This window comes from Heliomicrobium sulfidophilum (assembly GCF_057715735.1).
In genome coordinates this window covers 2,179,298-2,192,870 of the sequence record NZ_JBVTZZ010000005.1, presented here as the reverse complement: position 1 = coordinate 2,192,870, position 13,573 = coordinate 2,179,298, and the positions used below count along the sequence as shown (strand labels likewise).

At 58.1% G+C, this 13,573-nt stretch carries 13 protein-coding genes; 1 reads left to right on the top strand and 12 read right to left on the bottom strand.

The annotated features are described in order from the left end of the window. Positions 1-31 precede the first annotated feature (31 nt). The 12 genes from AC0CW1_RS16060 to AC0CW1_RS16005 all read right to left on the bottom strand — a co-directional run bounded on the left by AC0CW1_RS16060 (position 32) and on the right by AC0CW1_RS16005 (position 13,207). Positions 32-2,056, bottom strand: a complete 2,025-nt coding sequence (locus tag AC0CW1_RS16060) for a methyl-accepting chemotaxis protein (RefSeq protein WP_488184005.1) — start codon at positions 2,054-2,056, stop codon at positions 32-34. 173 nt (positions 2,057-2,229) lie between these two features. Further along, positions 2,230-3,861, bottom strand: coding sequence for a putative manganese-dependent inorganic diphosphatase (locus AC0CW1_RS16055; RefSeq protein ID WP_488184004.1), 1,632 nt, complete (start codon positions 3,859-3,861; stop codon positions 2,230-2,232). Between the two features lie 22 nt (positions 3,862-3,883). Continuing rightward, positions 3,884-4,912: a cation diffusion facilitator family transporter gene (locus tag AC0CW1_RS16050; protein WP_488184003.1), complete on the bottom strand. Its 1,029-nt coding sequence runs from the start codon at positions 4,910-4,912 to the stop codon at positions 3,884-3,886. Between the two features lie 193 nt (positions 4,913-5,105). Further along, entirely contained in the window at positions 5,106-6,293 is a 1,188-nt protein-coding gene (locus AC0CW1_RS16045; RefSeq protein ID WP_488184002.1) for an S-layer homology domain-containing protein, read from the bottom strand. Positions 6,294-6,433: 140 nt separating this feature from the next. Beyond that, on the bottom strand, positions 6,434-7,090 hold the full coding sequence (locus AC0CW1_RS16040) for a (Fe-S)-binding protein (RefSeq protein WP_488184001.1): 657 nt from the start codon (positions 7,088-7,090) through the stop codon (positions 6,434-6,436). Position 7,091: 1 nt separating this feature from the next. Further along, positions 7,092-7,802 (bottom strand): GTP-binding protein, encoded by a 711-nt coding sequence (locus tag AC0CW1_RS16035; RefSeq protein ID WP_488184000.1) that lies wholly within the window; start codon positions 7,800-7,802, stop codon positions 7,092-7,094. Between the two features lie 15 nt (positions 7,803-7,817). Then, the gene (locus tag AC0CW1_RS16030) at positions 7,818-8,597 is read right to left on the bottom strand and encodes an ATP-binding cassette domain-containing protein (RefSeq protein ID WP_488183999.1); all 780 of its coding nucleotides are present in this window, start codon (positions 8,595-8,597) and stop codon (positions 7,818-7,820) included. A 271-nt stretch (positions 8,598-8,868) separates the two neighbouring features. Then, on the bottom strand, positions 8,869-10,035 hold the full coding sequence (locus AC0CW1_RS16025; RefSeq protein ID WP_488183998.1) for an FprA family A-type flavoprotein: 1,167 nt from the start codon (positions 10,033-10,035) through the stop codon (positions 8,869-8,871). A 168-nt stretch (positions 10,036-10,203) separates the two neighbouring features. Next, positions 10,204-11,361 carry a hypothetical protein gene (locus AC0CW1_RS16020; protein WP_488183997.1) on the bottom strand — a complete coding sequence of 386 codons (1,158 nt, stop codon included), beginning with the start codon at positions 11,359-11,361 and terminating at the stop codon, positions 10,204-10,206. A gap of 31 nt (positions 11,362-11,392) precedes the next feature. Further along, positions 11,393-11,599, bottom strand: coding sequence for a hypothetical protein (locus AC0CW1_RS16015; protein ID WP_488183996.1), 207 nt, complete (start codon positions 11,597-11,599; stop codon positions 11,393-11,395). A gap of 2 nt (positions 11,600-11,601) precedes the next feature. Further along, positions 11,602-12,213, bottom strand: a complete 612-nt coding sequence (locus AC0CW1_RS16010; protein WP_488183995.1) for an RNA polymerase sigma factor — start codon at positions 12,211-12,213, stop codon at positions 11,602-11,604. Positions 12,214-12,412: 199 nt separating this feature from the next. Continuing rightward, on the bottom strand, positions 12,413-13,207 hold the full coding sequence (locus tag AC0CW1_RS16005; RefSeq protein WP_488183994.1) for a M48 family metallopeptidase: 795 nt from the start codon (positions 13,205-13,207) through the stop codon (positions 12,413-12,415). Between the two features lie 127 nt (positions 13,208-13,334). Between AC0CW1_RS16005 and AC0CW1_RS16000 the strand changes: the two genes are divergently transcribed. Continuing rightward, positions 13,335-13,562, top strand: a complete 228-nt coding sequence (locus AC0CW1_RS16000) for a hypothetical protein (RefSeq protein ID WP_488183993.1) — start codon at positions 13,335-13,337, stop codon at positions 13,560-13,562. Positions 13,563-13,573 lie beyond the last annotated feature (11 nt).

Genomic DNA, 13,573 nt, shown 5'->3' with positions numbered 1-13,573 from the left:
GAACCATGGGGGAGCCGCATACGAAACGTTTTTAATGAGCGTCCGTTTTGAACTTGCGCACCGATTGGCTCAACTGGGCGGCCATGGCGCTGATCTGTTCACTGGCCGCCGCTAGGTTCTCCATCGTGGCGGCTGCCTCTTCACTCGATGCGGCCATGTGGGTGGCGATCTGGGACGTCCTCTCGATCACGTTGGCCACTTCGTTGATCAACTGTAGGATCTTATCGGAGCTGGTCACCTCTTCGTTGGTGATCTCGACGATGCGCACCACTTCTTTGCCGGACAGTTCCACCGCTTGCAGGATCTGTTCAAGCACTTCGCCCGAGTGTCCCACAGCGGCGACACCCCGTTGCACATCCTCGCGGCTCCGCTGGGTCGCCTGAACGGCATCGGCTGTTCGCGACTGAACTTTTTCGAGGATGGCCGAAACCTCCGCCGCCCCTTGTGTCGATTGCTCGGCCAGCTTGCGCACCTCGTCGGCGACAACGGCAAATCCTCGACCATGCTCACCGGCCCGCGCTGCTTCAATGGCCGCGTTCAACGCCAGCAGGTTGGTCTGCGTGGCGATCGATGTGATCGTGTCGGTGATGGAGCTGATCTGCTGGGTGTACTCGTTCAAATTCGCGATGATCCCTTCGATCTCCTGAGACCGGTTTTGGATGTTGGTCATGTCAACCATGGTCTCGTGTACGGTAGCCTTGCCTTTTTTCGCTTGCGCCAGCGTCAACTGTGATTTCTCATCGACGACCAGAGCGGCCTGACGGGCGATCTGAATGAGCGAGGCCAGTTCGACTAAGACCTGTGAGACCTGCACGATCGATTGACTGCCCAGTTCGGCATCTCTGGCCATCTGTTCCATATGCTTGCTCATGTCGGAGATCGTCGCGTTGATCTCGGCGTTGGAGGCGGCCAGTTCCTGGGAGGAAGCGGCAAGTTCATCGGACGACTTGCGCACCGCTCCCACCACCTGGGATTGGGTCTCCACCATGATATTGAAGGCTTTGGCCAAGCCCGCCATCTCATCCTTCGCCTTTATCTTTGCCCGGACTGTCAGATTGCCGGCGGCGCCGTGGGCCATGGCCGCCCGCAACTGCTTGATCGTGGCCACCAGTTCTTTGGAATACATAGTCGCCGCCGTCCCGGCCAGGATCACCAGCGCCACGGTGATACCAGCGATGAGGACCAGCATATTCGAGAACCGGCTGGCGAATTCATCTTGATCGATGGCGCTCAGGAGCAGCAAGGGCAGGCCGGGAACGGCCGTATAAGCGGTGGTGTAGGTGTCCCCACCTAGGGGGTGCGTCAACGTGCCGGCGCTCTGGGCAGCCTTCGCAGGGATCTGCTCCAGTCCGTTCGTCAGTTTGCTGATATCCAACTCCCAGACCTTGGACGAATCGGGGTGTGCCAAAACCAGCCCTTTTTCGTTAGTGATATAGTTGTATCCCGTCTTTCCGATATGGCTCTCGATGATCGGCTGGGCGATCCGGTTAAATTCGACGGCCATCGCCAAGATGCCCGCCGGTTCGGCCTCTCCTTGACGGTTTCCGATGGGAATGGAAACGACGACGACAGGTCGTTTGGTGATCGGCGATTGGATGACTGGGGACACATAGGACTGTCCGCCTATAGACGGCTGGAAAAAGTCGAAGTTGCGCACGTCGGTACCTATACTTGAACCGCCCACTGCATCGGCATAGATCAACCCGTTGCGACCGGTGATGAAGATGTTTTCGTACAGGCCTTGATCGGCCCCATAGACGTCCTGCAAAAAGCGTGAAACGGCGGAAGCCTGCTGACCCGCTCCTTGATTGGCCGCGTTCACCGCTTCCGCGATCATGCCTTCATGACTGATGATCATCCCCTTGTTTTGGGTTTCCTTAAAAATGGTCTCGATCAGCCGGACCTGGTTTTGAAGGTGTTCCGTCAGCCGCTGCTCCTGATTGGCGATCATCTCCGAGCGGACCTGCCAGTACATGAGCGCCAGCGAAATGATCACAGGAACCATGGTGATCAAAAGGGAAAAAAGGACCATCTTCTTCAAAAGGCTTTTTTGCATATCCCTATCCTCCGTAACCAGGTTGCCCCTATGTCATTGCAAGCAAGGTTAGAAATATTCTTGAAATAACTATTCGACAATCATCAATAAACCCCTGCAAAAAAAATTCAGCGATATGGTTTAGGAAGTGAAAAACCCCCGTTGCTCACAACGGGGGTCGACTAAAGAACAGATTATGTTCCCAGATAAGCAGACAAAGGCGGCACGACCTGCTTCTTGCGGGAGATGACGCCGGGAAGATAGGCAGACCGTTCCTGGACGGTGACGCCAAACGCTTTTTCCACAGGCTCCTTCTTCTCGCCGGCTACCAGCAGCCGCGTCCCTTCCTTAATGATATCGGTCAGCATGAGCAAAGCCAGGTCGAGGCCCTTCTTCTTCCGGATCGATTCCATCTCATCGAGCAGGGTCAACTGCATGCGGCTGACGCCATCGTAATCCATCGTCTCCACCTGGCCGATGCCCAACTTGAGGGGGCCCAGGTGAAACTCCTTGAAGTCCTGGAAGATGATCTCTTCGGGAGTCCGGCCTTCCAAGGAAGAACCGGCCGTGAAGAGTTTGAGACCGAAATCCTGCAGATCGATGCCAGCGATTTTGGCCAGCTTCTCGGCGGTCCGCCGGTCCCGGGCGGTGCAGGTGGGGCTCTTGAAGAGCACCGTGTCAGAGAGGATGGCCGCTGTCATCAAACCGGCGATCTCCTTCGGCGGCTCGATGTCATTCTCTTCATACATCGAGGCAATGATGGTGCTCGTGCAGCCAACCGGCTCGCCGCGGAAGTAGATCGGTTCCCCCGTCTGGACATCGCCGACACGGTGGTGGTCGATCACTTCGAGGACCTGGGCCTGATCGAGACCAGCCACAGCCTGGCTCTTTTCGTTGTGGTCGACGAGGATGACCTTCTTGCGCTGGAGCGCCAGAAGGTGATAGCGGGAAACGACGCCGAGCAGCTTTTTCTCATCGTCGATGACAGGGTAGTTGCGATAGCGCGTCTCCAGCATGACCTTGCGGGCGTCGTCGGCAAACTCGTCGGGATGGAAGCAGACCATATCCTGGCGCATGATCGTGCCGACAGGCGCGCTGAGGCCTAACAGGCGGGCAGCATTGAAGGTGTCGTAAGGGACGGTGAGGACCGGGACGCCTTTGCGGCGGGCCGACTTCTCGACCCGTTCGGTGATGCTGAAGCCGCCGGTGACGATCAGGCAGCCGGCGCCAGCTTCCAGGGCCGCCAACTGAGCGTTTTCCCGGTCGCCGGTAACGACAACGTCGCCATCGCCGATGCGCTGAACCATCGTCTCCACATGCATGGCGCCGATGATCGCCTTACCGCGCAGCTTCATTTCCGCCGGCGCCGGAACGAGGAATCGGCCGCCCATGGTGCGCAGGATCCCGCCGAGGGTGAGGCCCATCCGGTCGAGATCGTTCAGTTCATCCAGGTTTAGGTAGCGCTGGGCGATGTCGCCGAGGGTGATGATGCCGAGGAGACGGTTGTGGGCATCGACGACGGGCAGCGACTTGATGTTCTTATCGCGGGCTAAGATCCCCACCTCGCGGATCGGCGTGTCCGGCGAGATGGCCACCGGCGCCTGGCCGCCGAGCATGTCGGAGACGCGGGAGCGCACGTCGCCGATGAGGCGGGGCGCTTCGACGTCGAAGTGGCGAAGGACGAATTCTGTTTCCGGTTTCAGGTTGCCGCAGCGGGCGGCTATGTACTCGCGGCCGGTCAGCTTTTCCTTGAGAAAGGCATAGCTGATAGCCGAACAGATGGAGTCGGTATCGGGACTGCGATGCCCGATGACAATGACACCCATGGTTCTTATGGCCCCCCTGTCGCTATGTTTTTTTCTCGGCTTTGACAAGCCGGTTCGGCATTTTTTTACGCTTCAACCGCACAAAGTCGCGCGACCCCCAGCGGCTGAGTTCGTCATCCTCATGGATGCTCAAGGTGACGTTGTGGATGTTGGGGTAGATCACCTTCAGCCGGCGCTGGATCTCCTCTTTCACATCCTCCGCCTGGCCGACCGACCAGGTTTCCGGCAGTTCGATCGTTCCGTCCACATCGAGATAGGAGCCTTCCCGGACCACGTCCAGATCATAGAGGTCCTCAACGCCCTGCACATCCATGATCGTCTCGGCGATCTCGTCGACGACCTCTTCCGGCGCCGTGTATCCGATGAGCCCCTTCACGTTCTCCCAGGCCACAGAGACAGCGATGCCGAGCAGCATCAAGCCGATGATCAGACCTGCCAGACCGTCGCCCCAAGGGATGATGCCGAACTGGGTCGCCGTCAGGCCGGCCATGGCCACCAGGATGGCCACTGAGGCGAGCAGGTCTTCAAAAAAGACGAGCCGCGTCTCCGGCGACGCCAGGTCGTATTTCTGCAGCGACAGTCGGAAGAGGGCGAGCCCTTCCGCCTCCACCTCGGCCTCCCTGGCGATGTCCTTCATGGCCGTCACCAGCACGATCCCGTCGACGGCGAGGGAAACGGCGAGGACAAGCAGGTTCCAGTAAAAACCTGTCGGCAGATGAGGATTCAAGATCGCAGCATAACCGGAAGAGATGGCTTTAACGGCATTGTAGGTCATGAAGATGGCTACGAAGAGGACAATCAGGTTGGACAGGCGCCCAAAGCCGTTGGGAAAGCTGGTGGTCGGTTTGCGGGAGGCGAAGACGGAGCCGGCAAAGACGGCCGCCTGGGCACAGCCATCGTTGAAGCTGTGAATCGCCTCGGCCTGCATGGCCGATGATCCGGTCCATTGATAGGCGAGGAGTTTGACCGCTGCGAGGAAATAGTTCCCCATGGCGCTCTTCAAAGATGTGTAGTTGGCCTCTCTCAGCATGGCGATGGCGCGTCTGGGCACGTCGAATGTCGCTCCTTATGGATTTCCGATTGCCGAAACCCGACAAGGGATATTTTAGCCGATGGAGTCTCAAGATGCCAGTGTCGAAGCGACGAAGCGATCAGTTTTTCCACTGATCGCTCCTGTATCTAATACTATTCACCGATCATCGGCAATCCATCGGAGCAAAGCTCCTCCGGGCGCAGTAGAAATTTTATTCATTGACCGGGACAAGGCGAATTTCCGCTTGCGCCGTATCTACGCCCTCAAGATCGCTTTTGGCGAGCTTGTAGTAGCGATAGGCGCCGGTGATATCGGCCGTCTCGATCAAACCTGTCTTTTTCTCCAGGCAAACTATCAGTCTATTCCCTTGCCGGAGCATGGCGGTGACCTGAGGCGGGTTGGAACTGGAACTGGAAAATCCGATCAAGGCGACAAGAGCCTGGCTGTTGAAGTCAACGCCATCCGTTGACAAGACCGGCATGTCCAGCGTCGTATCGCGCCACTGTTCCGCGAAAGCCCGCGCCTCCGCCTCGCTGCGGATCAGGACCGCCTGGCGGGGAGCGTTCCATTTGCCGTAATCGGTCCGGCCATGAAGGGTGAACGGTAGCGAGTTTCCCTGGGGAGATCGCTTGCCCGCGGCGCGGTGGATGATGACGGCGGCTTGTGCCCGGGTGACCTTCTCCTTGGGTTTAAAATACCCCTCTTCGTCGCCTTTGATGAAACCTACTGCCGAGGCGGCCTCCACACTTTCCCGGCAGGCCGGGTCGATCGCCTCGGCGTCAGAAAAGGGTATGGCAGCAGAGGCCGTTGCAGGGTTCGGCAAGGGATCCGTCTCAGAGACTTGACTCGCTTTATGCCTGTAGGCTGCCCAGACCCAATCGGCCATCACCTCGCGGGTCAACTCCGCCTCAGGATGGAAGGCCTTATCCGGGAGGGACAAAAAGGTATGGGTCGCTGTGATCAGATCGCCGGAAAACCAAGCATCACCCGGCACATCGGTCGCTACATCACGGATATCAGGGGCTTTGATAAAGTTCACCCGAAAATCAAAGACCCGCACCAGCAGAGAGACGAACTCCGCCCGGTTCATGATCCTTTCAGGGTGAAAGCGTCCCTGTTCATCGCCCTTGATCCACCCGCGGGCGACCATATCGGCGATCGGCGCCTCAGCCCAGTGACCCCGGGCATCGGCGGGAACAACGACCGGCGAATCCGCCCAGGCCGGCTGCATGGAGAAAAAGGGTGAATGGGCAAGCGCCGCAGGCGCCTGCTGCACCATAGCCTTTGACATGGTTGTTTGCATCAGGGTGATCGGTGGAAATGTGACTGGCGCGGCAGCGGCGGCAAACCAGAGGCTGCCCGCCAACAACAACGCGCCGGCTTGAGTTCTGTATTTCATCGCTTATCGCCTCCACTGAACTAGACGCAGCGGTACAAAAAAAGGTTGCAACCTATTTATAAAAAAACGGGGGATAATTCCCCCGCTCCCGTTTAATTCCAGCCTACCTGCTATTCAGCGTCAGATTCGATTTTCTCTCGTTAGTCCCAGTCCCGCGTCGCCAGGATCCGCACATCCTCGATCCGGATATGGGGACCCTCCGCTTTTTGCAATAGCATGTTCACAAGCCCCGTGTGGTTGAGGCACATCATGCAAAAACCAGGCAGGAAGGTCATCCGGCAACCTAAGGTGGGTTCCTTACGGATATTTGTAGCAATCCCCTCAAAACCAACCATATGATAAGCCGAGACATTTTTTACTTCCTGCTGACCGTCGCGTGCAAACTTGGGACCGACCACCCAGGTGGTCAATAGGCCAGTGATCGGATCGGCTTCGATCACCCGCAACACATGGGGAATCGGGCAGCCGGCGCCCATGGGCCGACCCAGAACCAGATCGCCCTTGCGAATTTCCAGTTTCTCGACCAAGTCCCCGCGGAAGGGAAGAACGATTTTGCGCGCCGATATTTCGCCAGGCAGGGGCTGCAAGACAAAATCGTAGGTATGGCCGAGGACATCCCGTTCCGGATGGGTGGCTTCCAACTCCCAGTCGACGGCGGCGCACACCTGCTTCTCGTCATAGAAAGGGCAGTCTTCATAGGTCTTTTCCTGGGCATGGACGGCGCGGATGAAGGAGCGGCAGTTGTTCTCGCCGCAAAGACCGCAGTTTTTCCCCGGAGGCAACCAGGAATGGCTCATGTCATTCACCCCGGTACAAGTAATCGGCGATCTGTCCGTCCAGCTTCTTGATCACACCGAAGTGATGCTTCCAGCCCACTTCCTTCTTGCCGATGCAGATGGTACAGGTGCCGATGGGCGGACTGCCCTTGAGGACCAAGTTGTGTTTGTCGATCTCCTCAGAATGGGCGATCAACTGGTAGAGTCGGTTGAGCGAAGTCCCCTGGAGGGCGTTCGTCTCCATGAGAACGATGTGCGGATGGACCTCTTTGATCTTCTGGATGAAGACCTCCCGCTCGGCCTGGCTGACAAGGTCGATCTTGGTGACGACGGCGATATCGGCCAAGGCGACCATGGCGCCCATCTTCTCGGGCGCATGGATGCCGGAGATGGAACTGAGCACGATGACGCCCAACCCCTGATTCAGGTAGGGGGAGCAACGCAGGCAGAGGCCGGCGCTTTCGACGATGAAGAGGTCCGACTCATTTTTTTCCGCCCATTCGACGGCGTCACCGAGGACCATCACACCGGCATGGTCGGGGCAGAGGTCGCCCGAGTAGACCTTCTTGGTCAGGATGTCGAACTCGCGTTGGAGTTCGATATCTTCAAAAGCCTTGACGACATCGATCTTCAGGTAGGCGATCTTCATCTCATCTTTGAAATGGCGCACGATCTGTTTCGTCAGCGCCGTCTTGCCCGCCGACGGCGGTCCGGCAATCACCAGGAGTTTCACAGTCCTTCACCTGCCTTACCCAAAATTGACGCTGATCAGATCCTTAGTGATGATGTGGCCGGCCCGGATCTTTTCCCGGATAATGCCGACCCGTTTATCCAGTTCGATCAGGTTTTGCGCCGCCCGGACCTCGGACTCGTTCTGATCGATGACCTTGCGCACGGCACCATTGCTCATGATCACCCGCTTCTGCGTCAGCAGGGCGATGACCGGATCATGGGTGACAAAGATGACGATCTTGCCAGTATTTTGAATCAGCCGGACGACCTCCTGCTTGAAGATGCCGGCGTTCTCGATCTCGTCGAGGAGGATGATCGGCGCCGCGCCGATCAGGAGGGCGTCGGCGATCATCAGCGACCGCGTCTGCCCGCCCGAGAGGATGGTCACCTTCGTCTCTTTGCGGATCCGCTCGCCCGTGAACTTATTGGCCAGTTCGATCGTCTTGTCGATGATGCCCCGCTCGTTGATCCTGCGGGCGCGGGCATGAATTTCCAGAAACTCCTCTGCCGTGAGATCGGTAAAACATTTCGTGTTCTGGGTGATCATGGCGATCGGTTTCTTAGCAGGGTTGTAGCGGAGCTCTTCCGGCGGCTCTCCCCCGTTGATCAACACGTGCCGCCCCGTTGACGTGTCCCCTTGCGCCAGCAGTTCAATGTCGGTAATGAAGGCGGTTTTGCCGCTGCCTGTGGGCCCGACGATGGACAGGGTCTCGCCAGCTCTCAGGGTGATGCCGGAAAAGTTCTCCAGTTCCCCCGTTTTATCTCGTCCTGGAAGAACGGTGATTTCCTGGATCATAACACCTCTCCTCTTCACGGTAGTTGCGGCCTGGCAGACGTTGCGAACGGAACCGGGGTGTCAGACCGGCCTTTCACCGTTCACTTTATGCCTTCGTTCCCGCAAGGGCGACGTTCCCCGGAGGCGGTACATTTTGACAATGGGTACGCATGCTGCAAAGAGATGCAAAAACGTCCCTGCCGAGAAAAAGGCAGGGACGTTCTATTTGCCAGCTTATGAACACCGGTTACGATGAAAAGTTCACCGGCGCTATCATTTTTTTCATTGACGCTTACTCGCCGACAACGGCCTCCACCTGAGCGGTAATCTCTTCGAGGGCGCGTTCGTCGGGAATATACTGCGCCTTGACCTGCTGCAGCATGTCAAAACCGGCGGCTTTCAAGGCTTCGTCGATCTGGGCGACACTTTGCCCGCCCCAGCCGTAGGAGCCGAAAGCGAGGCCGACACGGTGCTTCGGTGCCAGACCTTTCAGGTAGGTCAAGAAGGCGGCCACACTGGGCAGCATGTTGTTGTTGAGGGTGGGCGAGCCGACACAGACGTATTTGGCAGTGATCAGTTCAGTCATGATGTCCGACATGTGGTTGCTATCCAAATTCAGCATCTTCGAGTCGATGCCCTTATGCTCAAAGGCGCGCTGGATGGCGTAAGCGACTTTTTTCGTCGAATCCCACATGGTGTCATAGATGATCAGCGCCTTCTCCTCGGTATGGTTGGCGGCCCACTTGCCGTACTCCTCGAGGATCTCGGGGATATGGGAACGCCAGAGAAGGCCGTGGCTGGTGGCGATCACATCGATGTCGAGGCCGGAGAGAGCCTGGAGCGCGTTCTGCACCTGAGCGCCGTATGGGAGGACGATGTTGGCGTAATATTTTTTCGCCTCCTCCATGATCAGGTGATAGGACAACTGATCATCAAAACGCTCCATGGAGGCGATGTGCTGACCAAAGGCGTCGTTGGAGAAGAGAATCTTGTCCTCGGGCATGTAAGCGACCATGTTGTCGGGCCAGTGCACCATCTGGGTGAGCACGAAGGAGAGGTTGCGCTGGCCAAGGCTCAGCGTGTCCCCGGTCTTGACGACCTTCATGTTCCAGTCGCGCTTGTAATGGGCTTTCAAACCGCGCTGCCCGTTGGGCGAAGTGACGATGGTCGCATTGGGCGCCAGTTCCATCAACCGGGGAATGCCGCCGGAATGGTCCATCTCGACATGGTTGCAGACGATATAGTCGATCTTCGACGGATCGACGACGTGAGCGATGCGATCGATCATCTCATCGACGAGATAGGATTTGACCGTATCAACGAGGGTGATCTTCTCATCCATGATCAGGTAGGCGTTATAGGATGAACCGCGCTGGGTGAGGTAGCCGTGAAAATCACGAAGGTCCCAGTCGATAGCGCCCACCCAGTAGATATCGTCTTTGACTTTGACGGGTCGCATTTGTCGTTCCTCCTCGGAGCATGGTGTCAGCATGACCAACCAGCCCGGTCAGGGGCCATTGGTGGGCCCTGAGCCATTCATGCTGTTCGGGTATATTGTGCCCCAAAAAACAAGCCTTGTCAATCAGTAATAGTTATTGTTTGTTGCATCGCCGGTGGCACGACGCTTCTACCGGACGGACTGGGCGATACGGATCGCCTCCGCTTCCGGGAGAATCCCTTCCAGTGTATAGAATGCCTTGTCACGGCGCCATTCGATGCGAAGCATCCCCTGGGCAAAGAGGGCCAGTTTCCCCGGCGTGCCGGCGATGTCGATGTCGCGCTGGGCTTGGACGGTCCCTTCCGCCGGCGGCAGCGGCGCGGTCGAAAGGGTCAGGCCGAAATAGTACGGTGCCGGACCAGCATAGCGAAGCGACGTGGGCACCTTCAGTTCCATGGATATCCTTTGCTCGGCGGCGAGCAGGGTGTAACCAGGGGGAATATAGCCGATTACGGGCCCTGCAAGGTCCATTAAATCTCCAGACGCCCTCGTATCCGCTGAGGGCGCTTTCGCCGCCGGAAGGAATGAGGGCGAGCCGACGGCAAAGAGGGCGGCCTTGTGGGCATCCGGCTGTGGGACAGGGACTGCCACGGACTCGATGGAAGCTTCGCCCGGCGCCTCTTCGGGACTAATCTCCACAGGCGCGATAAGGCGCGACGCATCTTCGCCCCTCGCCGGAACGACCATGGCGATGCGCCGTTCTTCCTTGGTCGGCAAGCGAGTGCTGTCATGGGCGGTGCCCTTCGTTGGCGCGTAACTGCCGCCGTCCGGCGACGCTAGACTCGTCGCAACAGCATCGCTGTCAGACACGACAGAGGAGATTCTTTGTGACGCCGCAGAGCCGCCTGCCGGCGCGGCAGTTCCCGACACCCTACCGGGGCCTGCCGGCAATGGGGCGCCTTCTGACGTGGTTGCAGCGCTCTCATCGACAGCCGACGGGGATTTGGGTTTGACGGAGGTGGGTTGCTGCGTCACCGTTGCGGGAGCGCTTGCTTTGTCTAGCGCGACATTTCCGACAAGGCTGGCGGTTCTCATCTCTGTTGTCATCGGACCAGTCCATGAAAAAGACAGAACGCCCCCAACGACCAACGCCGCCGCCGCCACGGCTGCCCACCGAAAAAAGAGCGGATGAGGCCGCTGCTCTGGCTGCGGCTGCGGCTGTTCCCGCCGTTTTTGTTCCAGACGGGCCCAGGACTCCTCCAACGGCGGAACAGGGGTATCAGCCACCATGTGGTGAACCGTCTCTTCAATTTGCCGATCCAGAAACCGCTCAGTCAGTCTGTTCATGCGGTTTCATCCCTCCGTCCCAGGTCAATCCCTAGTCTTCGATGCGAAGCATGCGAATGCGGATAGCGCAACGGCCATCGGTGGTGCCTTCGTAGTATCCGATCACGTTGGGGCATACCTCGTTGCAGATCGCCTGCCATTCAGGCACGCCGTAGCGGTTCATAATAAACTGGATGTCCGGTGCATAGCGGCTTTCCAGGTGCGCGTAAATGGGGCATTTTTCCATGGTATCGCTCATCGTTATGTAATCTCCTTTCCGATCTTGCCGATAAGGGTCGATTCGTCTATGTCCTCTTCATTGTGTAGACGTTTTTCCTGCCCATCTCGTTCCAACCAGTGGCGTATTCTCTGCTTGGCCCGACTGAGGCGGGATTTGACACTTCCTGACGGGATGTCGAGAGCGGCGCTGATCTGTTCAATGCTCTGATCCAGATAGAACCGGAGATAGATGACACTGCGGTAATCGGGCGGAAGCCGGCTGATGCAGTTGCGAACAACGGCCCGCTGCTCCTCCTTCACTGTCTCTGTCTCGGGGGACCCTTCGACGCGCTCCACGCTCTCGTCATGGATCTCGGCGCAAAGAACGTTGCGCACTCGGCGGCGCAGCAGATCACGGGACGCGTTGACCGCCATCTGGCAGAGCCATGACTCCAGTCTGGAGGGGTCGCGGAGCTGGCCGATGCGTTCCCCCAGCTTCAAAAACACGTCATGGGTCACATCTTCCGCCAGGTCGGGGTCGCGGAGGATGAAGAAGGCGGCCTGGTATACCGGCTTATAAAACTGCTCATAGGCTTGACGCAGTCCGTCCGTTTCTCCAGCCTTCAGTTTTTCAATCATCTCTTCAAAGCTCACGCACGGCCCCCCTACGCCCGGCTTGTCCGAACCCTGGGTCTAAAAACCTGACGTTGTATCCAACGCAATTGTTTTCGCTAAGAATGCGCCAACCCCTGCAAAATGAGGAAAAAAAGCGCCCTCAGGGATAACATCCTTCGCCGAAAAGCGTCCGCTCTCTCGCGTGAAGGCGCTGCGGCTCTGTTGCGCTGTTGATGAATTACGTCTCTGCTTCAAGGGGAGCAGAAAACTCCCGCCCCTGTTCTTTCAACCAGCGCCGGTAGAGGGCGTAATCAGGGATCTGTCGCTGCACGAGCGCCCAGAAGCGGGCCGAATGGTTCATCTCTTGCAGATGGCAGAGTTCGTGGACGATGACATAGTCCATCACCGCCGGCGGAAAAAGGACGAGACGCCAGTTAAAGGCGAGATTTTGCTTTGACGAACAACTCCCCCAGCGACTCTTCTGATCGCGAATCGTCACCTTGCAGTAGACACGACCGAGCATTTTGGCGATTTCGCTGACACGCTGCGGGATCAGCGCTTCCGCCTGGGCGCGCATCCATTCGCGCAAGACAGGCCGCCACTGCTCCTTTTGCTCCGGCGCCAGCCAGAGAAAAATCTTTTCGCCGGTCACTTTGACCGGATCATCCATCGGAGGGGAACCAAGGTCGTTAACGAGAACGACGTCAAGGGGCGCCCCCCGGAAATAGACCCGGTTCGCCTGGGCGGCGGCGGCAAGACGCTCCTTTTCCTGCTGCAACCGCCGCCAGTTGCGTATGATCCAGTTCCCCTTCCGTCCGAGCGCTTCCCGGATCTGATCGCCCGTCAAGGCGGCCGGCCCGCGCACCTCCAAACCCTGGGCCGTCAACCGCAGGCCGATGTGGCGCAACCCCTTGCGCCGCGCCACAAGCAACGGCACCGTCTGGTCGCCGAAAACCAACTTCCCCCCCTTGCCCCGGATCAGCTCGATCTTCACCGGCTCATGGGACTTTATCGATGTCAGTTTACCTGTCATGGCTTCCCCCAAGAAAAAACTGTTTTCCTCGAAAAAATGTCTGTGGCGTAGCCTTGCCCTATTGACATTGGAACATATGTTTTATATGCTGTCATTAGAACATCAGTTCCAAGGAGTGTGTGAAACCATGGAAGCAACCGGTTATGTTCGGGCCTCTGCCGGTCACCGGGCGCCCGTCGTCCCTCGATTTTCCGCCAAGCCGATGACGCGACGCCGCCCGGAACCGATCACGGTCCGGACGCAGCGGTGGCTGGAATCGGCGGACACCCTCCGAGAACGGAGAATCACCTACGGCATCTGTGCCTTCGCCTTTCTCTACCTGACGGCGAAAGTCCTGCAAAGCCTCCTGTTCTGACGACAAGAGCC

What these genes read in the sequence shown, in the direction of transcription:
- AC0CW1_RS16060 (WP_488184005.1), bottom strand. Translation starts at nt 2,056, where the DNA reads ATGCAAAAAAGCCTTTTGAAGAAGATGGTCCTTTTTTCCCTTTTGATC.
- AC0CW1_RS16055 (WP_488184004.1), bottom strand. Translation starts at nt 3,861, where the DNA reads ATGGGTGTCATTGTCATCGGGCATCGCAGTCCCGATACCGACTCCATC.
- AC0CW1_RS16045 (WP_488184002.1), bottom strand. Translation starts at nt 6,293, where the DNA reads ATGAAATACAGAACTCAAGCCGGCGCGTTGTTGTTGGCGGGCAGCCTC.
- AC0CW1_RS16040 (WP_488184001.1), bottom strand. Translation starts at nt 7,090, where the DNA reads ATGAGCCATTCCTGGTTGCCTCCGGGGAAAAACTGCGGTCTTTGCGGC.
- AC0CW1_RS16030 (WP_488183999.1), bottom strand. Translation starts at nt 8,597, where the DNA reads ATGATCCAGGAAATCACCGTTCTTCCAGGACGAGATAAAACGGGGGAA.
- AC0CW1_RS16025 (WP_488183998.1), bottom strand. Translation starts at nt 10,035, where the DNA reads ATGCGACCCGTCAAAGTCAAAGACGATATCTACTGGGTGGGCGCTATC.
- AC0CW1_RS16020 (WP_488183997.1), bottom strand. Translation starts at nt 11,361, where the DNA reads ATGAACAGACTGACTGAGCGGTTTCTGGATCGGCAAATTGAAGAGACG.
- AC0CW1_RS16015 (WP_488183996.1), bottom strand. Translation starts at nt 11,599, where the DNA reads ATGAGCGATACCATGGAAAAATGCCCCATTTACGCGCACCTGGAAAGC.
- AC0CW1_RS16005 (WP_488183994.1), bottom strand. Translation starts at nt 13,207, where the DNA reads ATGACAGGTAAACTGACATCGATAAAGTCCCATGAGCCGGTGAAGATC.
- AC0CW1_RS16000 (WP_488183993.1), top strand. Translation starts at nt 13,335, where the DNA reads ATGGAAGCAACCGGTTATGTTCGGGCCTCTGCCGGTCACCGGGCGCCC.